Source organism: Polaromonas sp. (assembly GCF_039932935.1).
Taxonomy (GTDB): Bacteria; Pseudomonadota; Gammaproteobacteria; order Burkholderiales; family Burkholderiaceae_C; genus Polaromonas.
Genome location: NZ_JBDTPB010000001.1, coordinates 19,558 through 40,317, shown reverse-complemented (window position 1 = coordinate 40,317; position 20,760 = coordinate 19,558). Strand labels below are relative to the sequence as shown.

The 20,760-nt window shown below is 62.1% G+C and carries 18 protein-coding genes; 4 read left to right on the top strand and 14 right to left on the bottom strand.

Translation table 11 applies throughout. The annotated features are described in order from the left end of the window. Positions 1–61 precede the first annotated feature (61 nt). Both hemE and priA read left to right on the top strand, forming a co-directional pair. Positions 62–1,171, top strand: a complete 1,110-nt coding sequence (gene hemE / locus ABI546_RS00180; RefSeq protein ID WP_348042886.1) for a uroporphyrinogen decarboxylase — start codon at positions 62–64, stop codon at positions 1,169–1,171. Positions 1,172–1,544: 373 nt separating this feature from the next. Beyond that, positions 1,545–3,659: a primosomal protein N' gene (priA, locus tag ABI546_RS00175; RefSeq protein ID WP_348042884.1), complete on the top strand. Its 2,115-nt coding sequence runs from the start codon at positions 1,545–1,547 to the stop codon at positions 3,657–3,659. Positions 3,660–3,745: 86 nt separating this feature from the next. Here priA and ABI546_RS00170 read toward each other — a convergent pair whose 3' ends face one another. Together ABI546_RS00170 and ABI546_RS00165 are read right to left on the bottom strand one after the other, a co-directional pair. Beyond that, a complete protein-coding gene (locus tag ABI546_RS00170; RefSeq protein WP_348042882.1) occupies positions 3,746–4,585 on the bottom strand; it encodes a hypothetical protein in 840 nt (279 codons plus the stop codon). A 51-nt stretch (positions 4,586–4,636) separates the two neighbouring features. Beyond that, positions 4,637–5,401, bottom strand: coding sequence for a helix-turn-helix transcriptional regulator (locus ABI546_RS00165; RefSeq protein WP_348042908.1), 765 nt, complete (start codon positions 5,399–5,401; stop codon positions 4,637–4,639). 141 nt (positions 5,402–5,542) lie between these two features. Here ABI546_RS00165 and ABI546_RS00160 point away from each other — a divergent pair, with 141 nt between their 5' ends. Then, entirely contained in the window at positions 5,543–6,829 is a 1,287-nt protein-coding gene (locus ABI546_RS00160; RefSeq protein WP_348042880.1) for an MFS transporter, read from the top strand. 6 nt (positions 6,830–6,835) lie between these two features. Here ABI546_RS00160 and ABI546_RS00155 read toward each other — a convergent pair whose 3' ends face one another. The 12 genes from ABI546_RS00155 to ABI546_RS00100 form a co-directional block, all read right to left on the bottom strand. Then, complete coding sequence (locus ABI546_RS00155; RefSeq protein WP_348042878.1) at positions 6,836–8,134, bottom strand: RNA polymerase sigma factor; 1,299 nt, start codon at positions 8,132–8,134, stop codon at positions 6,836–6,838. A 6-nt stretch (positions 8,135–8,140) separates the two neighbouring features. Continuing rightward, on the bottom strand, positions 8,141–8,569 hold the full coding sequence (locus tag ABI546_RS00150) for a YciI family protein (RefSeq protein WP_348042876.1): 429 nt from the start codon (positions 8,567–8,569) through the stop codon (positions 8,141–8,143). A gap of 144 nt (positions 8,570–8,713) precedes the next feature. Continuing rightward, on the bottom strand, positions 8,714–9,250 hold the full coding sequence (locus tag ABI546_RS00145) for an SRPBCC family protein (protein ID WP_348042874.1): 537 nt from the start codon (positions 9,248–9,250) through the stop codon (positions 8,714–8,716). A 179-nt stretch (positions 9,251–9,429) separates the two neighbouring features. Then, positions 9,430–10,203 (bottom strand): YciI family protein, encoded by a 774-nt coding sequence (locus ABI546_RS00140; protein ID WP_348042872.1) that lies wholly within the window; start codon positions 10,201–10,203, stop codon positions 9,430–9,432. An 85-nt stretch (positions 10,204–10,288) separates the two neighbouring features. Beyond that, complete coding sequence (locus tag ABI546_RS00135; protein WP_348042868.1) at positions 10,289–10,726, bottom strand: YciI family protein; 438 nt, start codon at positions 10,724–10,726, stop codon at positions 10,289–10,291. A gap of 165 nt (positions 10,727–10,891) precedes the next feature. Then, a complete protein-coding gene (locus tag ABI546_RS00130) occupies positions 10,892–11,845 on the bottom strand; it encodes an AEC family transporter (protein ID WP_348042866.1) in 954 nt (317 codons plus the stop codon). Positions 11,846–12,137: 292 nt separating this feature from the next. Continuing rightward, positions 12,138–13,199 (bottom strand): porin, encoded by a 1,062-nt coding sequence (locus tag ABI546_RS00125; protein WP_348042864.1) that lies wholly within the window; start codon positions 13,197–13,199, stop codon positions 12,138–12,140. Between the two features lie 190 nt (positions 13,200–13,389). Beyond that, positions 13,390–14,172, bottom strand: a complete 783-nt coding sequence (locus tag ABI546_RS00120; RefSeq protein ID WP_348042862.1) for an SDR family oxidoreductase — start codon at positions 14,170–14,172, stop codon at positions 13,390–13,392. A gap of 60 nt (positions 14,173–14,232) precedes the next feature. After that, positions 14,233–15,513 carry an L-fuconate dehydratase gene (locus ABI546_RS00115; RefSeq protein WP_348042860.1) on the bottom strand — a complete coding sequence of 427 codons (1,281 nt, stop codon included), beginning with the start codon at positions 15,511–15,513 and terminating at the stop codon, positions 14,233–14,235. Positions 15,514–15,619: 106 nt separating this feature from the next. Next, positions 15,620–16,564, bottom strand: a complete 945-nt coding sequence (locus ABI546_RS00110; protein ID WP_348042906.1) for an ABC transporter substrate-binding protein — start codon at positions 16,562–16,564, stop codon at positions 15,620–15,622. A gap of 147 nt (positions 16,565–16,711) precedes the next feature. Continuing rightward, on the bottom strand, positions 16,712–17,707 hold the full coding sequence (locus tag ABI546_RS00105) for an ABC transporter permease (RefSeq protein WP_348042858.1): 996 nt from the start codon (positions 17,705–17,707) through the stop codon (positions 16,712–16,714). Positions 17,708–17,730: 23 nt separating this feature from the next. Next, positions 17,731–19,272: a sugar ABC transporter ATP-binding protein gene (locus ABI546_RS00100; RefSeq protein ID WP_348042856.1), complete on the bottom strand. Its 1,542-nt coding sequence runs from the start codon at positions 19,270–19,272 to the stop codon at positions 17,731–17,733. Positions 19,273–19,736: 464 nt separating this feature from the next. Between ABI546_RS00100 and ABI546_RS00095 the strand changes: the two genes are divergently transcribed. After that, positions 19,737–20,600, top strand: coding sequence for an IclR family transcriptional regulator (locus tag ABI546_RS00095; protein ID WP_348042854.1), 864 nt, complete (start codon positions 19,737–19,739; stop codon positions 20,598–20,600). Positions 20,601–20,760: the final 160 nt, after the last annotated feature.

Sequence of the window (20,760 nt, the reverse complement as noted above, 5' to 3'; positions counted from 1 at the left end):
GGTAAATCCGAACCCGCGCAAGTGCCAGCGGCCTCGGCCTCACACCTGAGACAATTGCCGCATGTTCGCACCCCTTCAAAACGACACTTTTTTGCGCGCCTGCCTGCGCCAGGCCACTGACCACACCCCCGTCTGGCTGATGCGCCAGGCCGGCCGCTATTTACCCGAGTACCGCGCCACGCGTGCCCAGGCCGGCAGCTTCATGGGCCTGGCGACCAACACCGACTACGCCACCGAAGTCACACTGCAGCCGCTGGAGCGCTATCCGCTGGATGCCGCCATTCTGTTCAGTGACATCCTGACCGTGCCCGACGCCATGGGCCTGGGCCTCTCGTTCGCACTGGGCGAAGGCCCACGCTTTGCCACACCGGTGCGCGACGAGGCCGCGGTAGCGCGCCTGGCGGTGCCCGACATGAACAAGCTGCGTTACGTGTTTGACGCCGTGACCTCCATCCGCAAGGCCCTGAATGGCCGCGTGCCGCTGATCGGGTTTTCAGGCAGCCCCTGGACGTTGGCCTGCTACATGGTTGAAGGGGCGGGCTCAGACGACTACCGCCTGGTCAAAACCATGCTGTACCAGCGCCCCGACCTGATGCACAAAATGTTGTCTATCAACGCCGACGCGGTGGCCGCATACCTGAATGCGCAGATCGAAGCCGGCGCCCAGGCCGTGATGATTTTTGACAGTTGGGGCGGCGTGCTGGCTGATGCGGCCTTCAAGACCTTCAGCCTGGCCTACACGGCACGTGTTCTGGCCCAACTCAAGCGCGAGCATGAGGGCGTCAAGATTCCCCGCCTGGTCTTCACAAAAGGCGGCGGGCAGTGGCTGGAAGCCATGGCGCAGCTTGACTGCGAGGTGCTCGGCCTGGACTGGACGGTCAACCTGGCCCGCGCACGCGCCCTGGTGGGTGAAACGGGACCGCAGGCCAAGGCGCTGCAAGGCAACCTCGACCCCAACGTGCTTTTTGCAAATGCGGCGCAGATTGAAGCCGAAGTGGCTGGGGTCCTGGACAGCTTTGGTGCGCCCCATACCGACGCCAGCCGGACCGGCCCTACCCATATTTTCAACCTCGGCCACGGCATCAGCCAGCACACACCACCCGAAAGTGTTGAGGTACTGGTCAGCGCAGTGCACGCTCACTCTCGAAGAATGCGCACTGCGGTGGGCTGAAGCTTTTGAGGTACCGCTTGATCACGCGGCCCGACTCATTTCAATCCATGGCTAGCACAAAATCGGGTACCGCCAACCGGACTTATGCACAAAATGCGTGTTGCGGTGCCGCATTGCCAAGCGCTGGCCGCATGCTTCGCTATCAAAGCAATAGCGCCCGTAAGTCGTTGATTTATATAGAGTCTTTAAACTGCTTTTTTTGCGGGCAGTTTAAGCAAAGCCTTGATTTACAAGGCTCTGCGGCGCACAGTGGCAAGCTATCAACAAAGTTATCCACAGAAAATCTGGAAATCTGTAAAGCGGTGGTAAATCAACGACTTAGCGCATTATCTGGATGTACTCCTCCAGAAGTAAACACATTTAGTTACTCCAAATGAGCTATTGGCTTCAGGTCGTTGTTGCCGTCCCTGCGCACAGTTCCATCGCCGGGCCTTTGACTTATAAAAGTGAGTTGCCGCTGACTGTTGGCTCGCTGGTACGCGTGCCGCTGGGCAAACGCGAGGTGCTGGGTGTGGTGTGGGAGATTCTGCCGGACAGCGGCGCCTTGCTTGAAATGCAGACGCGCCATGTCGCAGGCGTGCTGGAGGGGTTGCCCCCGCTCTCGGCAACCTGGCGAAAGCTGGTTCAGTTCACGGCAGGCTATTACCAGCGCTCACTGGGAGAGGTGGCGCTGGCGGCGCTGCCGCCGCAACTGCGCGACCTCAGCAGCGTGCAGCTGGCGCGGCGCCTGAAACGCCCGGTGGCGGATACCAGCCACACCCCGACCACTACGAATTTGATAGCACTAAGCCAAGAGCAGACGCTGGCTATAGCCCAATTTGATGCAGATTCCCGGCCCGCGCTGCTGTTTGGCGCCACCGGCAGCGGCAAAACCGAGGTCTATCTGCGCGCCGCGGCCCGCGTGCTGGAGCAAGACCCGACGGCGCAGGTGCTGGTGATGGTGCCCGAGATCAACCTCACGCCGCAGCTGCAGTCGCGCTTTGAAGAGCGCTTTGCCCACCTGGGCAAAGAGCGCGTGGTAGCCCTGCACAGTGGCCTGACCCCTGCCCAGCGCCTGAAAAGCTGGCTGGCAGCCCACGCCGGCCATGCCCGCCTGGTGCTGGGCACGCGCATGGCCGTGTTCGCCTCCATGCCCAACCTGCGCCTGCTGGTGGTCGACGAAGAACACGACCCGAGCTACAAGCAGCAGGAAGGCGCGCGCTATTCGGCGCGCGACCTGGCGGTGTACCGCGCCAAGATTGAAACCGAAGACACCACGCATGACCATGGACCCTGCCGCGTGCTGCTGGGCTCGGCCACGCCGTCACTGGAAAGCTGGCAGGCGACTCTGGCCGGCCGCTACCAACGCCTGACCATGAGTGAACGTGTAGCGGCCAATGACGGCGAACGGGGAAGCCTGCCCACAGTCCGGCGCGTGGACATGAACCACCAGCCCAAGCACAGCGTGATTGCACCGCCGCTGCTGGACGCGATCGCGCAACGCGTGGCGCGCGGCGAGCAGTCGCTGATCTTCCTGAACCGGCGCGGCTATGCGCCCGTGCTGGCCTGCCACGACTGCGGCTGGAAAAGCGAGTGCCCGCACTGCAGCGCCTACCGCGTCTTCCACAAGATAGACCGCACGCTGCGCTGCCACCACTGCGGCTTCACCGAACGCGTGCCGCGCGCCTGCCCGGCCTGCGGCAACATTGACATCGCACCCGTGGGGCGCGGCACCGAACGGCTGGAGGAACATCTGGCCGAGTTGCTGGCCGGTGTGAAACGGCCCGACGGCGAGCCGCCGCGCATTGCCCGCATCGACGCCGACACCACGCGGCTCAAAGGCGCACTCGAATCACAACTGGCCAGCGTGCACGCCGGCGAGGTCGACGTGCTGGTCGGCACGCAGATGATCGCCAAGGGCCACGACTTCCGGCACATCACGCTGGTCGCAGCTATCAACCCCGACGGGGCGCTGTTCTCCAGCGACTTCCGCGCACCCGAGCGGCTCTTCAGCCTCTTGATGCAGGCGGGAGGCCGCGCAGGCCGTGACGCCCGCCACAGCGGGGTTAGCGAGATGTGGGTGCAAACCTTTCACCCCACCCATCCGCTTTTTGAAGCCCTGAAGAAGCACGACTACCCGGGTTTTGCAGCGCAGCAGTTGGCCGAACGTGAAGCGGCAGGCATGTCGCCCTTCGGCTTTTCAGCGCTGGTACGCGCCGAAGCGCGCGCGCAAGACGTGGCGCAAGGATTCCTCAACGCGGCAGCAGCCCAGGCCGAGGCGCAGCAACTCACGGGGCACGGGCAAGTCACTGCCTACCCGGCGGTGCCGATGACGATACAGCGCGTAGCCAATATCGAGCGCGCGCAGATGCTGGTGGAGAGCCCTTCGCGCGCGGCGCTGCAACGCTTCCTGGCAGCCTGGCAGCCAACGCTGTTTGAAACGCGTCAGCAGGCTGAATTCAAAAGCCTGATTCGATGGGCGATTGATGTGGATCCGATTGCGATTTGAGCCTGGATCGCAGCTGCTAACTCGGGTTCTCTGCTTTACCCGTCCGAATCAAGAGCCCATTGTTACGTTGCGGTTCAGCCGCCGGTTCATTTCGACACGGGAACGGAACCTGAGAAGGGCTTCTTGTCCTCAGTTGCTTCTAACCAATCAGCGTGCTTTCCCTCTGCCACTTCAGCCAAAAATGCAGCCATAGGCTGTGCAAGATTGACAGCAATGTATGGCTCCATGGGGAATCGGGGACTTTGTGCGCTCTGGATTCCGTGCAGCCAGTACTTGTAGCGTCCGTTCACATACTTCATGGCGAAAACCGGGCCGCCACTCATGCCTTCAAGAGATTTGATTTGGTCAGTTGGGACTACTTTCCCATACCAACGCAACACAACGTGATTGAAGCAGGGCGGGCACTCCGGAACATGTTGAACAAGGGCAGACACAGCCTTGAGATGAGCGCGTTCCAAAGTAACAGTTGACCCAACGCCGAGTATCCCCGTCACAAAATACAGTTCGGGTTCGCCCATATCGCACTCCCACGCCGCTTCACTTATCGGAAGAACCTGATTCGCCAGCAAGGCCGCTGCGGTGAGATCCGACAAAATCAACAAGCCATAGTCGTTTTCGTCTTGTTTCAGGGGCCGACACGGCATGGACAGGTGGTAGTCGAAGGGGATCGGATCAAGGAATTTGGCGTCGAAACTCAGAGCATCCATCAGTCTTGCTTTGGTAATTTTCCAACCCTTGCGTTCCATCGTTTCAACGTCATCTAAACAGTGACCGGCAGTAGCCAGCAGATAGTTACCTCGCACTCGCAGCAGAAAAGCGGTGAACCACACGGGATGTTTGGGTTCACCGTCTTTTTCAAGCAGCAAATAGATCGGAACTATGTGCCGTGAAAACGTGTCGATGATTGGTCGCTCGGTGCCATTCATCTAGTCAGCATAGCCGAAGTAGTAGTGACTGGGGACTGATGGAACTCGCATCTAGGCCATGCGTAACGCGGTCCCTGCCCGCGCAGGAAAGGCATCCCCTTCGGTCACCTGCCGCCAATCCTCCTGCCCCATCCAGTCACGCAGCGCCACCACGCCTTTGGGTGTGATCTCGAGCGCACGCATGCCCTGGCGGCGCAGCAGCCAGCCGCGCTCCAGGCTGTGTGTGCAGATCAGCGTGCCCAGCTGCCCAGCCACATGGAAGCGGCGTTCACTCCAGTCGAGGCACGGCCGGCAATAAGGACGCTTGGTGTTGGTGCCAGGCAGCGAAGCCGTGAGGTCGATGCCCAGGCGCGCCAGCACGGCGCCGGCCTTGGCGGTGACATGGCCGGCTTCTCCGTCAAAGGTGATGGCGCCGTCGGCCAGCAGGTGGTGGGCAATGGCCACGCCGAGGCGGCCGGCGATGTGGTCGTAGCAGCTGCGGGCCATGCGCATGGCGGCGTCTTTGGAGCCGGGCACCACGGCGCGGCGCGGCGCGGGGGCGTTTTGTGAGGCGAGTTGCGTGATGCCTTCGAGCACACGCGCCACATCCACCGAGGCCAGGCGGTGGTAACGGTGGCGGCCATGTTGTTCCACGCACAGCAAGCCGCCTTCGACCAGCAGGGCCAGGTGGCGGCTGGCGGTTTGCGGCGTCACGTTGCCCACCCCGGCCAGCTCATGCGCAGTGAGGGAGCGGCCGTCCAGCAGCTCCATCAGCATGGCGGTGCGGGCCGGCTCGCCGACCAGTGAGGCGATGTGGGCAATTTGGTTGGTATTCATCATGGTGTTTGACGCCTTGTGGGGTCAACCTTAGCAGCATCGCGCTGCCCATGCTTCGCTCTGTGACGAAGCGTTGAGCGCTCTCTTCGCCGCACCATGAAGGCCATGCAACAACCGTTGCCTTCTCACAAGGAGAACCTCATGGAACTGCCAATGAACCCAACCCTGCAACCGCCGACGCCACGCGCCTTTTACGGAACCACCGTGGTGCGGGCCGCCTTTGTGCTGGCCATCTTTGGCTGGGGTGTGGGCTTTTACAGCCCGGCCATTTTTCTGCATGCGGTGCTGGCGCGCACCGGCTGGGCGCTGCCGCTGGTGTCGGCCGCCGTCACATTTCATTTCCTGTTCGGCGCGGGCGTAGTGGCTTGCCTGCCGCGTATTCATGCCCGGTTGGGTGTTGCGGCCACGACCTCCGCAGGGTGCGCAGCGCTGGCCACCGGCCTGCTGGGCTGGGCTTTAGCCGCACAACCCTGGCAGCTGTTTGTGGCCGCCGTATTGACCGGCGGCGGCTGGGTCACCATGGCCGCTGCGGGCATCAACGCCATCATCTCGCCCTGGTTTGTGCGCAGCCGGCCCATGGCGCTGGCCAAGGCCTATAACGGCGCCAGCCTGGGCGGCGTGATTTTCTCGCCGCTGTGGGGTGCTTTGATTGGCGCGATGGGCTTTACCGCCGCCGCCCTGCTGGTGGGTGCGGCCATGCTGGTCATCGTGGCTTGCCTCTGCTTTTTGGTGGTGACGCAAACGCCCGAGCGCTTGGGCCAGCGTCCCGACGGTGACGCACCGGGCGCGCCAGCGCGCGGCATCACGTCGGCGCATGCCAAACCGCTGCCGGGCCGCCAGCTGTGGAGCGACCGCGGCTTTCGCACGCTGGCCGCGGCGATGGCGCTGAGCTTGTTCGCCCAGGCTGGCCTGATCACGCATTTGTATTCGCTGCTGGTGTCGGCGCTCAGCGCCCAGGGCGCGGGCCTGGCGATGGCGCTGGCCACGGCCTGCGCCATAGGCGGCCGAACAGCGGTCGGCAAATTCATGCCTGCCGATGCCGAGCGCCGCGTGGTGGCGAGCGTCAGCTACGCGGTGCAGATCGCCGGGTCGCTGCTGCTGGCCTGTGCAGCGGAACACCAGACCGCGCTGATCCTGCTGGGCGTGGTGCTGTTCGGCGTGGGCATCGGTAACGCGACTTCGCTGCCGCCGCTGGTGGCGCAGGTGGAGTTCGTCAAGGAAGATGTGCCGCACGTGGTGGCGCTGATCGTGGCCATGTCGCAAGGCCTGTGGGCACTGGCGCCGGCGACTTTTGCGCTGCTGCTGGTCACTGGCGATGGAGGCCCTGCACACCTCGGCGCCGGCACAGGCCTCTACTTCGGCGCGACGGTGCTGCTGCAATTGGCGGCTATTGCCTGCATGCTGGGCGGCCGCAAGCCCGCAGATTGAAGCGCTTCAGGAAAGGCGCGGCGTCGCGTCCGGCGTGCAGGCCGCAGCACGCGCCAACAGCAGTTCGCGCTCACGCAGATTACGGGTGAGCGAGGCGGCGCGCTCGAACTCCGCATGCGCTTCCTCCAGCCGGCCGAGCTTGAACAAAAAGTCGCCGCGCACGCTGGGCAGCAGGTGGTAATTTTTCATCAAGGGCTCGGCCAGCAATGCATCGACCACCTCCAGCCCCGTCGCAGGGCCGAAAGCCATGGCCAGCGCCACGGCGCGGTTGAGCTCCACCACCGGCGAGGGCATCAGCTGCGCCAGCGCGTCGTACAGCGCGGCAATGCGCTGCCAGTCGGTGTCGGCGCCGGTGGGGGCGCGCGCATGGCAGGCGGCAATGGCGGCCTGCAGTGCATACGGCCCCAGCGCGCCACCCAGCGCCTCGGCGCGCGCCAGTGCAGCAAAGCCGCGGCGTATCAGGATGTGGTCCCAGCGGGCACGGTTCTGTTCCAGCAGCAGAATGGGCTCGCCCGAAGGCCCGGTGCGCGCCTTGGCGCGCGAGGCCTGGATTTCCATGAGCGCGACCAGGCCGTGAACCTCGGGCTCTTGCGTTGCAAGCTCGGCCAGCACACGCCCCAGCCGCAAGGCTTCGTCGCAAAGCGCGGGCCGCATCCAGTCGCCGCCCGAGGTGGCGGAGTAGCCCTCGTTGAAGATCAGGTAGATGACTTCCAGCACCGAGGCCAGCCGGGCACCGCGCTCATCAGGGCCCGGCACTTCAAAGGGCACGCGCGCCTCAGCCAGCGTGCGCTTGGCGCGCACGATGCGCTGGGCCACCGTGGGCTCGGGCACCAGGAAGGCACGTGCGATTTCGTCGGTGCTGAGGCCGCCCAACAGCCGCAGCGTGAGTGCAATACGCGCTTCGGTAGAGAGCACCGGGTGGCACGCAGTGAAGATCAGGCGCAGCAGGTCGTCGCCGTAGTCGTCGGCGCCGTCGTCCCCGGACCCGGCTTCGTCTACGTCGGCAAAAGCCATGTCCTGCTCCATCTCGAGCTCGCGGCCCAGCTCTTCGTGCTTGAGCGCGAGCAGCTTGCGCCGCCGCAGGTAGTCAATGGCGCGGTGCTTGGCCACAGCCATGAGCCAGGCACCCGGGTTGTCCGGCACGCCGGTCTTGGGCCAGCGCTCCAGCGCGGTGACCAGTGCGTCCTGCGCGATCTCTTCGGCCAGGCCCACCTCTTGCACCATGCGTGCAACCTTGGCGATGACCTTGGCCGACTCGATGCGCCAGACGGCGTCGATGGCACGATGGGTTTCATTGAACGCCATGCGGCTTCAGGCGCCCTTGCCCTTGCTTGCGCTTTGCTGCATTTCGGTGAAACCGGCGGCGGCTTTCTGCACGTCGGCCGGGAAGTCGCTCATCTCCTGCACCTGGCGCACTTCGATGATTTCGTTTTCACCGCCGGGGCAGCGCGAAGCCCACTCGATAGCCTCGGCACGCGAAGCCACGTTGATCATCCAGTAGCCGCCCAGCACTTCGCGGGCTTCGGCAAAAGGGCCGTCGCTGACGCGGGCCTTGCCGCCGGGGAAGGTCACGCGGGCGCCCATGGAAGGCGGGTGCAGGCCGTCCAGCGCGATCAGCACACCGGCTTTTTGCAGCTCTTCGTTGTATTTCATCATCGCGGCCACAGCGTCGGCACCGGGCAGGGTACCTGCAGCGGCGGTTTCGTAGCCTTTGGGGATCATCAGCATCATGAATCGCATTTTTAATACTCCTTGAGTGTGGATTGGGGGTTGGCGAGCCGGGCCTTGAAGCACTTCGCCTTTTAAAGGCTGGCTCTCACTGTATGACGAACGGGTTTTGCGGAATCGACAGGTTTTCTGAAAAAAACCTGCCGGGACCGTGGCTTATTTTTCGGCAATCGCCTTCAGGTCGGCCAGGCCGGCTTCAAAGTCATTGCCCACCATCTTGTCGATGTTGAAGAAGACATGCATGACCCTGGATATGAGGGGCGCGGGGCCTGCCATCTCCCAGCTCACGACGCTGCCGCCGGCCTGCGGCTGAATGCTGAAGACCACCTTGTTGTGGGACTCAAAGGGCTTGCTGAAATTCAGGTCTATCTTGATGAGGGATGCCGGCACGGACTCGGTGATCAGCATGTCGCCCGTGCCGACCTCCTTGCCTTCCCAGGCGTAGGCCGCACCTTTGCCGGCGGCCGGGCCGCTGAAGCTGCGCTTCATCGCCGGGTCTTTCTTTTCATAGGGAGACCACGCGCCCCACTGTTTGTAGTCGTTGATCAGCGGGAAGATTTTTTCGGGCGGCGCCTGGATGGTGGTCTGGCGCTGGACACGGAAGATGTCGGGCTTGTTGGAGGCAAGCACCAGCACGGCAGCGATGAAAACCACAATGGCGACGGCCGCAACGATGGCAATGGTCTTGAACATATAAATCCCCTTTTTGGTGTTCGTTCATTTGATGAATGGTCGAGCGCCGAATTCATCGGGGGCTTTGCGCCCTCCAAAAAACGTCTGCTCAGCTGTACGACGAACGAAAAACCCGAAATCGACATGTCTGGCCAAAATATTTCGAAATATTTTTGACCACCCCCTCATTCCCCTCAGCACTAGGCCAGGGCGAAGTCCGCAGCCTCGTACAACAGCCGAATTTCGACCTCAACCTCTTCCGTATCGCGAAACGGGAAGGGGTAGGCCAGCGCCCAGTCCACCGCGGCCTGCAGCGACCGCGCCTGGATGATCCAGAAACCGGCCAGCAGTTCTTTGGCTTCAGCGAAGGGCCCATCCATTACGCTGGGTTTGCCGCGGGTGAATTTCATACGGGAAGCACTGGCGCTGGGCTTGAGGCCTTCGCCCATCAGCAGCACGCCAGCCTTGACGGCTTCGTCATTGTGTTGGGCCATGCGCCCCAGCCACTGGCTGTCGGGCACGATACCGGCTTCAGTACGGTCATTGGCCTTCAGCAGAATCATGAAGCGCCTGAATCCGTCGGGCAAGGGCGGTGCGTCTTCTCCACCCACACCGCGCAGGCCGCCGGGGCAGCCGCCTTCGCGGATTTCCAGCGAGGTATTGCCGTCAGCGTCTTCCTGCGGCCAGCGTTTGAGCCATTCGATGACCTCTTCCCGCGAAGCTGCTTCCATCATGGTGAAGCCGGCGATCAGCTCTTTGGCTTCGGTGAAGGGGCCGTCGGTCACCGTGGGCTTGCCGCCGGAAAACCGGATGAGCGCGCCTTTGGAACTCGCCTGAAGGCCCTCGCCACCTAACAGCATGCCAGCCTTCGCCAGTGCCTCGTTGTAGGCGCCCATGGCCGCCAGCAGCGCGGGGCTGGGCAACTCGCCGGCCTCGGTGCTCGCGTCGGATTTTCGCAGGATCATGTATTGCATGCGTGGAATCTCCTCAGGATGGCGGCCCATGCCGCCGTCCCCGGTTTTTACCTCAAACACGGCCACGGCAGCCGAACGCCTGTTTTCAGGACTGCGCGCCGGAGCGGGCCTCGACCTCCTGGCGCAAGCGGTCTTCGGCTTCGCGAAGCTCAGGCGTGAACTCGGCGCCGAAGTCTTCGGCCGAAAACACCTGGCGGATTTCGATTTCGGCTTCGCTCTCAGGTGGGAAGGGGCAGCGCTTGACCCATTCAATCGCTTCTTCTTTTGACGAGACCTGCAACATCCAGAAGCCACAGACCAGCTCCCTGGTTTCGGGGAAAGGCCCGTCAATCACGGTGCGCTTGTTGCCGGAAAACTTCACGCGCGCGCCCTTGGCGCTGGGGTGCAGCCCCTCTCCCGCCAGCATCACGCCGGCCTTGACCAGCGATTCGTTGAACTTGCCCATGTCGGCCAGCAGTTGCTCACTGGGCATTTCGCCGGCTTCGCTGTGTTTGTCGGCTTTGATCAAGACCATGAATTTCATTTCGGACTCCTTTGGGGTTGCATTGAGAGCGGAGAGCCCGGACAACCCAGGCAAAAACATCCTGCTCTTAGGGATACGACGAATGGGATGGGGGAAATCGACAGCGCGAGACCGTCTTTTTTTCAGCTTTTTTGTAACAGCGGCCGAAAAGACCGGGTACCAGGCTCAAGTCAGCAAGGCCACCGCTGCGGAGAAGCTGAAGAACGCCAGCACCGTCGACAGCAGGATGATGCGAGCGATACGACCGTTGTCGGCGCCGAAACGCTCTGCCAACAGCGCCACATTGCTGGCGCTCGGCAAGGCCGCGACCAGCACGATCACCGTGAGTGCAAAAGGCTGCAGGGGCACGCCCACTGCGATGGCCCCTAGCCCCACCAGGCCCACAAGCATCGGGTGCAGCACCAGTTTGATGAGCGCAACCGGCACGTACTCCTTGAAAGGCGTGGCTGCCGTGCTATTCATTTGAGAGCGAGCCAGCACTGCGCCAATGGTGAAAAGCGCCACCGGCGAGGCAGCATCAGCCAGCAGTCCCACGGTCTGCATCACGGGCGCCCACAGCACCACGCCCAGTCCGGACGACAGCGCACCCAGCACGATGGCCCACGGCATGGGATTGAGCGCGACGCCCTTGAGCGCCTTTTGCGCCGCAACCTCGGCGCCGTGGATGTCGGCCGAGTCCAGCCGCGACAGCGCGATGCACAGCGAGCTTGTCACCAGCAAATCGACCAGGATGGTGACGATGGCCGGGCCGGCGGCCTGCGCGCCCAGCAGCGCCACCAGCAGAGGCACGCCCATGAAACCGGTGTTGGGAAAGGCCGCCACCAGTGCGCCAAAAGATGCATCGTTCCAGGCAATGCGTCCCTTGCGCGTGACCATCACGGTGAAGGCCACCATCAGCAGCGCGCACACCAGGTACACCGCCACCAGGCTGCCATCCAGCAACTGCGCAATCGGCGTGCCGGCGCCAAAGCGGTACAGCATGCAAGGCAGCGCGAAATACAGCACAAAGGTGTTGAGCCCAGGAATGGCCAGCTGCGGAAGCAGGCCTTTGCGCGCGGCGACATAGCCGCACAGAACCAGGGCGAAAAAAGGGAAAGTGATGAAAAGAATGCTGAGCACGGCGCCGATTGTCGCCCACGCCCGCACGGCTGGAGAAGAAGTATCCAGTCTTCGTCCGCACCGGGAAGGTCCCAGCGATTAAGGAAGAAGGAAATGCAGAAGCAGCGGGGAAATTTGCCCGATTATGCAAAAAAATAGCTGCGGCCCAGGCAGATCCTGCGCAAGCAGCTATTTATTTGATAGCAAAAGACGGCTGGATGACTGGCGCAAATCAGGGTGTTGATTTGCTCCCCGCAAGCCAGTCGGCCAGCCACGGGGTGCCTAAACACGCCCCGCGACGTGGCTGGCGCCTTTAAAAGCTATGCGCAATGCCCGCATAAACGGTTCTTTGCGACTGGTTGGCCGCCGGATTGCCCGAGATCCCTGTGTCCACCCCGAAATTGGCGCCGCTGGAGTTTCTGACGCCGCCGAATGACGCGTACAGCAAGGTGCGCTTGGACATGCTGTAGTCCGCGCCCACCATGGCCAGGGTGGCCTTGCCGGCCACGCGGTCGGCCTTGACGTGAAACACCGAGCCGATCAGCGTGAGAGCCGGCGTTACATCGTAGCGAACGCCGACCCAGCCATGCTTGAGCTTGGACGGGGCGGTGAGGAGCGCGTTAGGCGCGGTGATGTAGTCGTACGCGGCAAACAGCTTGGCCGGTCCGATCTTGTAGGTGCCGCCAATAATGGTTTCCTTGGAAGTGTTGTAAACATCGGTGAAGGTGCCGGCGACATCATGGCGCCGGCTGTAAATGGCGCGGAGCATCAGGTCCTGGTTCGCGTAGGTCATCGATATGCCTTCGCCGCGGTTGGCCTTGCTGTTGCCGGCCTGTTCGCCGAACGAGATTTGGCCGGTGGCGCTAAAGCCGCCCATATTAGGCGTTGAATACTCGACGACGTTGTTTGCACCAACCCAGCTACGGCCTCTGACCAGCGTGGCGCTGCCCACCCACTGCTGGCCGGTGGGGTCCAGATCCCACACATCATTGCTGATGAACAGGTTCTTGCCGAGGCGAAAGCTGCCCCAGCTGGCGTTGGACAAACCGACATAGGCGCGGCGGTTGAACAATCCCGCGCCAGCACCCCCGTTTTTAAGTTCAAACCCGCCTTCGAGAACGAAGTTGGCCGCAAGTCCACCTCCCAGGTCTTCATTGCCCTTGAGGCCCCACATGCTGGTGCCCCACTGGTTGCTGGCCACCATGGTTTTGGAGAAGCTGGCATTGGCCACTGGGTCGTACACCTTGTCGATATAGGCCAGGCCCGATACGACACGTCCGTATAAGGTCACTGTGGATTGGGCCGAGGCCATCTGCGGAGCCAGCGCAGCCACGCAGGCAGCGCCCAGATACATATTACGGAAAGCAGCTTTCATGATTTGTCTCTTTTCTAGGGTGGTTTGAGTTAAAGAAGTCCGGATATGCCCATTCGCCGGCATGGCTGCCCAGAGCGAACCCGGTTCGGGCGGGGAAATCTTGGCTGCCAGCTTTCACGGTGCTTTACAGCCCCGGTTAGCGGGCAGCCGCGCATGGCGTTTCGGCCGTGTAGGTGTCTGTTCATGGCGGTCAGCGGGCGGGTAAAGCGCGGTCCAGATGGACATAGCCGCCATCGGGATGTATCCACTGGCCGGTGGTATGCGAGGCGCGGTCGGACAGCAGGAACACCACCGTGTCGGCAATTTCGCGGTCGGTCGTCATGCGCTGGCCCAGGGGAATCCGGGTCGTGATGTCTTTCAGCGTCGCCGCCGGATCGGCAAAGGTCTTGAGCCACGTTTCATAGAGCGGCGTCATGACCTCGGCCGGCAGCACCGCATTGACCCGCACGCCGTACGGCGCCAGGGCGGCAGCCCATTCACGTGTCAGCCCCAGCTGGGCTGCTTTGGCCGCGACGTAGCCGCTGGTGTTGCCCTGGCCAGTCAGCGCCGTCTTGGAGGAAATATTGACGATGGCGCCGCGCCTGGCCTTGAGCTGGTCCAGGCACAGGTGCGCCATCAGGTAGCAATGCGTCAGGTTGGACTCCAGCGACTGCACGAACGCATCGCGGCCGGCCTCCAGGCCGACGCTGTCGTTAACGCCGGCGTTGTTGACCAGCGCATCAATGCCGCCGAATTCGGCTATGGTGCCCTGCACCGCGGCCCGGCAGGCCGTTTCGTTTTCAAGGTTGAGCTGAAAAAACCCGTGACGGGCACCCATCTCCCGCAAGGCCCCGGAAAATTCAGGCAGCAAGGGGCTGCGGCCGAAGATCACCGGCACAGCGCCCTCCCGCGCCAGCTGCAGGCTGATGGCCCCGCCAATTCCGGCGCCGCCGCCGGTCACAATGACAATCTTGTTTTGAAGGTGCAAATCCATCAAGGGGCTCCGGTTTCGGGTATTGGTTTGGCAGTTGTTATGAGGAAGCAGGGCGGGTCTTCAGCCCTTAAAGGCGTACTGCGCCAGCGATTCGGGCTTCATCTCAATCGAATAACCCGGCCGCTGCGGCGGCATGTAGGCGGCATTGCGGATCACGCAGGGGTCCACGAAATGCTCATGCAGGTGGTCCACGTATTCGATGACCCGGCCTTCCTTGGTCCCGGCGATGCAGAGGTAGTCGATCATCGACAGGTGCTGCACGTATTCACACAGGCCGACACCGCCGGCATGCGGACACACCTTGAGGCCATACTTGGCCGCCATCAGCATCACGGCCAGCACTTCGTTGACGCCGCCCAGGCGGCAGGCGTCAATCTGCACCACGTCGATCGCGCCCCGCATGATGAGCTGCTTGAACATCACGCGGTTCTGGCACATCTCGCCGGTGGCGACCTGCATGTCACCCTTCACCGCCTCGCGGATGCGGCGGTGACCCTCGATGTCGTCGGGACTGGTCGGCTCCTCGATGAACCAGGGCTTCGCAAAGCCCAGGTGGCCCAGCCAGTCAATCGCCTCGTTCACATCCCACACCTGGTTGGCATCGATCATCAGGGTGCGGTCGGGGCCGAGCACCTCGCGGGCGACGCGCACCCGACGGATGTCGTCCTGCAGGTCACGGCCCACCTTGAGTTTGATGTGCGAAAAGCCGGCATCCACCGCCTCCTGGGCCAGGCGCCTGAGCTTTTCATCGTCATAGCCCAGCCAACCCGCAGAGGTGGTGTAGCAGGCGTAGCCTTCCTGCTCAAGGGTCTTCAGCCGCGCGTCTTTGCCGACAGCCTGGCGCGTCAGCAGCGCCAGCGCCTCGGCCGGGGTGATGCAATCAGTGATGTAGCGAAAGTCGATCAACCTGACAATTTCTTCAGGGCTCATGCGGGCCACCAGCTTCCACACCGGCACGCCTTCCTGCTTGGCCCACAGGTCCCACACGGCATTGACCACGGCGGCAGTTGCCAGGTGGATCGCTCCCTTGTCCGGGCCAATCCACCGCAACTGACTGTCCGAGGTGATGAAACGCCAGAAGCGGCCCATGTCCTCGGTCACCCAGTCCATGTCCAGGCCAACCACCAGATGACGCATGGCTTCGATCGCAGCGCAGCAGATTTCATTGCCGCGGCCGATGGTGAAGGTCAGGCCGTGGCCTTCGAGCCCCGGCAGGCCGGTTTCCAGCACGACATAGGCGGCCGAATAATCCGGGTCCGGATTCATCGCATCCGAGCCGTCAAGGTGCTTCGACGTGGGGAAACGCACGTCGATGACACGCATGGATTGGATAACGCTCATAAGAGATTGCCTGTTTGCCCGTTGAAAAAAAGTGCTGCCAGAGGAAGGCGCCGGCCGCTTGCGGCCAGCCCTTCAGCGCAGGGCAGCCCTGAGGCCGCCCAAGCCATCAGTCGTACAGGACCGCAGCGATTTTTGGATCGTTGATGGTGGTCTTGTCGTAGTAGTAAAAACCGGTGTCGATGACCTTGGGCAGCTTCTCGCCCTTGAGGGCCTTGACCGCCGCCTCGACGGTCTTGTAGCCGATGCCCACCGGGTTCTGGGTGATGGCGCCCGCCATCGAGCCATCGAGAATGGCGGCTTTTTGCTGCTTGCCGGAGTCGTAACCAATGATCACCACCTTGCGCTTCATCTCCCTGGCGCCGTTCAGTGCGCCGATGGCCGAGCCTTCGTTGGCGCCAAAAATCCCCTTGAGCTTGGGGTTGGCCTGCAGGATGGACTTGGTGATTTCGGTCGATTTGAGCTGGTCGCCGCCGCCGTATTGCACGCTGACGATCTTGATGTTGGGATAGGTCGATTTGATGCGGTTGACGAACCCGTCGGTGCGGTCGATGCCGGTGCGGCTGGTCTGGTCGTGCACCACCAGGGCCACATCGCCGCTTTTGCCGATCAGCTCGGCCATCTTGTCGGCAGCCAGGGCGGCGGCGGCCACGTTGTTGGTGGTGGTCGTGGTCACCGGAATGTCGCTGTCCACGCCCGAGTCAAAGGCGATGACCGGAATCTTGGCGGCCTGGGCTTTTTTCAGCAGCGGAATGGACGCTTTGCTGTCCAGCGCGGCAAAGCCGATGGCTGAAGGCTTCTTGGCCAGCGCCGCGGCGAACATGTCGATCTGCTTGTCGACCATGCTTTCGCTCTCGGGGCCTTCGAAGGTCACCTTGACTTTGTAATCCTTGCCGGCCTGCTCGGCGCCGGACTTGACGGCCTGCCAGAACTGGTGCTGAAAGCCCTTGGAGATCATCGGGATGTAGATCTCGTCGGCGGCCAGGGCCGTTGTGCTCAAGGTAGAGGCCAGGCCGAGGCCCAGTGCGAGGCTCAAAAGTGTGCGTTTCAAAATCATGTTGTCTCCGGATCGTTATGGGGTGCTGCAATGAAAATCAAAAATCAACCGTTGGCAGAGGCTCTTAGTTGGGATTGGGGGTGGGGTCTCCTTGATAGGAACTGCACGCGGGCGCGTGGCGACTGAAACCGCGCTTGCTTGCATTTATTTGCGCTTTCTCAAGATGTCGGCGTACACCGCCACGATGATGATCAGACCGGTCACCACGGTCTGCCACTCCTGGGCCACCGACATGATGCGCAGTCCGTTGGTCAGCACGCTGATGATGAAGGCGCCGATGATGGTGCCCAGGATCGTGCCGGCGCCGCCGCTGAGCGACGTGCCCCCGATCACGACGGCGGCAATCGCGTCCAGCTCATAGCCCTGGCCCAACGCCGGCTGCGCGGAATTCAGGCGCGAGGCGATGAGCAGGCCGGCCACGCCGCAAATCGCGCCGCTGAGCGTATAGACAATGATCTTCCAGCGGTCCACATTCACGCCCGACAGGCGCACCGCCTCTTCGTTGCTGCCCAGCGCGAAGGTGTAGGTTCCCAGCACCGTCTTGTTCAGGATGAGGCTGGATACCACCGCCAACACGAACAGGATCAGCACCGCATTGGGGATGGGCAGGTCTGGCAGGAAGTAGCCGATCAATGAGTCCTGGGCAATGAGCGAGAAGTCAGGTGTGTCGTTGAAATAAATGGGCTTGGAATGGGTGATAACCAGCGACAGGCCCTTGAGCATGAGCATCATGCCCAGCGTGGCTATGAAGGGCGGAATCTTCAGCTTCGCGATCAGCACGCCCGAGGTGAAGCCCGACAACGCACCAAAGAAAATAGCCGCCAGAACCCCCAGGTAGAACGGCAGGCCCCAGTAAGTCAGCACCACCCCGGCCATGACGGCGCAAAACGTCATCAAGGTGCCTACCGACAGGTCTATGCCCGAGGTGATGATGACAAAGGTGCAAGCAATAGCCAGCACGCCATTGACTGCCGTGGCCTGCAAAATGCCCACCATGTTGTCGGTCTGCATGAAACTGGGCGAGGCCACACTGAAGAAAATCAGCAATCCCAGCAAGCTGGCAAACGCCAACAGCTTTTGACGGGTGTTGCTGCTAAAAGCCGCAGTTTTGAAACCCTGCAGCAGCTTGGAGACGGTCATGGATGGTGGTTCCGGAATCATGTTTAAAAAGCGGCGGCAGTAGCGGCAGTGCGGGAAGCGCCAGCCGGGGCTTCGCGCTGCGTGGCCAGCTGCATGATTTTTTCCTGGGTCGCATCCCGGGCCGCCAGCTCGCCGGTGATGCGGCCCTCGCACATCACCACGATGCGGTGACTCAGGCGCAGCACCTCGGGCAATTCCGAAGAGATCATCACGATGGCGCGGCCCTGCGCCGCCAGCGCATTGAGCAGCTTGTAGATTTCGCTCTTGGCGCCCACGTCAATACCGCGCGTGGGTTCGTCAAAAAACAGAATTTCGCAGTCGCGCACCAGCCATTTGGCAATCACGATTTTTTGCTGGTTGCCGCCCGACAGCAGCGCTACTTTCTGCAGCGCGCTCGGTGTCTTGATGCCCAGTTGCGTGATCAGCTTCGCCGCCGCGGCCTGTATGGCGGGAGGTTTGAGAAGAAACCCGAAGCTTAAAAACTGCCGCAAGTTCGCCAGCACGATGTTGGTTTGAACATCCATGCCGGTGGCCAGGCCAAAATGCTTGCGGTCTTCCGACAAGTAACCGATGCCGTGCGCCACCGCATCGGCCGGGCTGTGCACCCCGATCCTGCGTCCCTTGACCCAGATCTCCCCCGAATCCCTTTTGTCGGCGCCGAACACAGCCCGCGCCACTTCGGTCCGGCCGGCACCCATCAGGCCGGCAAACCCCAGGATCTCGCCCTTGCGCACGGTGAAGCTCACATCCTTGACCATGCGGCCGCGATTGAGGCCACGCACCTCCAGCACGGTCTCCTGACCTTGATCGGTTGCCGGCGGCCTCTCGTCTTCGAGCAGCGCGCGCCCGACCATCATGCCGATGATGGTGTCCATGCTGGTGGTAGCGGTAGGCACGGTGCCGATGTACTGGCCGTCACGCATCACCGTCACGCGGTCAGAGATGCGCTTGAGCTCGTCCATCTTGTGCGAGATGTAGACCATGCCGACGCCCTGGCGCTTGAGCTGGCCGATGATACGGAACAAGTCGTCGATTTCGGCATTGTTCAGCGCAGCGGTGGGTTCGTCCAGGATCAGCACGCGCGAGTCGAAAGACAGCGCCTTGGCGATCTCAACCATCTGCTGGCGCGCCACCGTCAGGTCGCAGACCAGCGTGTGCGGCTCCAGGTTCAGGTTCAGGCGGTCGAAAATCGCTTTCGTATCGCGGGCCATCTTCTCGGTGTCGATGAACAGGCCCAGCCGCCCCCGCGGCTCGCGACCGATGAAGATGTTCTGCGCCACGCTCAGGTGGCTCATCAGGTTGAGTTCCTGGTGGATGATGCCGATGCCCAGCGCCTGCGCAGCGCGCGGGCTGGCAATCTCGACAGCCTGGCCGTCGACGGTGATCTCGCCCGAGTCTTTCTGATAGACGCCGGCCAGTATCTTCATCAGGGTCGATTTGCCGGCGCCGTTCTCTCCCATCAGGGCATGCACTTCGCCGGCCACAACTTCAAGCTGGGCATTGTGCAGCGCCCGCACCCCCGGAAAGGATTTGCACAGATTGCTGATGGCCACCAGAGCGGTCATGGGCGGCCCAACGCCCTACGCGCTTGGAGGTTGTTTTCGGCCGGCATGTTGGCCGCTGGCTTCTCAGGCGCACTCACGCAATGGCCGCCGCCTCGTGCGGCCGCACTGACCAATACTGTTTTTAGCGTCAATTCGTCAAGACACATAACAAAAAACCTTTTCTGGACCCACAAAACCATTCAAATAAGGCGAAGGCACCAGCCGCGAAGAAACGTATTGTTACAAATAGTTCATTGATGAACAAACTATTTACTTATGGATTGAATGATAGAAATCGGCGCATCTTTTCACGCCCCGTACTTTCCCTAGTTAAGGATTTAATTTATTGATGAACATTTGATGCAAAAGTAAACAAAATAGGATTCTGGAGGCGAAAATCACCGCGAATGCCTCAACACATATCAAAATAACGGCGTTGCATATCAAAATTGCAATAACTCTTCGGCCTTTATCACCCTGCCGCCATGAAACAAAACCATTCTTTTTCTGCGACTGCCGACCAGGATCCGACCGACGCTGGCGCCATTGCGCCCCAGCCTCTGGCCGACGACCGCTACCGCGCACCGGCTCTTGACAAGGGGCTGGACATTCTTGAGTTGCTGGCCCGCCAGCCGCAGGGCCTGACACGCGCGGAGATCGTCAAGGAAATGGACCGCAACGCGAGCGAGATCTATCGCATGCTGGAGCGGTTGGTGGCGCGGCAATATGTCATGCGCTCGCTCTCGGGCGACCGCTATTCGCTGAGCCTGAAGCTCTTTACGCTGGCGCATATGCATCCGCCGCTCAACCGGCTGGTGACCCAGGCCATTCCCGTCATGGAGGCTTTTGCGCACAAGGCGGAGCAGGCCTGCCACATGGGCATCTACGACGAGGGCAATGTGCTGATTACCGCGCAGGTCAACGGCCCCGGCACCTGGAGCATGACGGTCCGCGTGGGGGTGCATGTCGGGCTGGTCGATACCGCCTCGGGCCAGGTGCTGCTGGCGTTTGCGGATGCCAGCCGGGCGCAGCAAATGCGGGCCCAGCACACCGCCCTTGAAGGCGAGGTACCGATCGAGTCCGGTGCCTTGGCCGCGGCCCTGAGCGTCATCCGCAAGCAAGGCTACTTCGAGCGCGACAGCCTGCAATCTTTCGGCGTGGCCGATATTTCCTACCCCGTCTTTGGGCCCGACAACAGCGCACTGGCCGCGCTAACCTGCCCTTACGTCCGGCGCATAGACCGCCACGTCGGCCCTGACCAGACAACCGTGCGCCTGCTGCTGCAGCAAGCGGCCCAGGCCCTGTCGTTAACACAGGGCGGGTGGGCCCCGGTGAGCCGGCAAGCCTGAGGCCATTGTCGAACCACTGCTATTGATTTGATAGCTGCTTGCGCAGGTACACATTGCGCTGCAGGCCCTAATTGCTTGAACAAGGGGCTTCGGGTGCATCCGCCCGGCCCCAGGTCCTTTTCCCCCGGCTAAAGCGCCGGGCGTGAAACCGGCGGCGCAG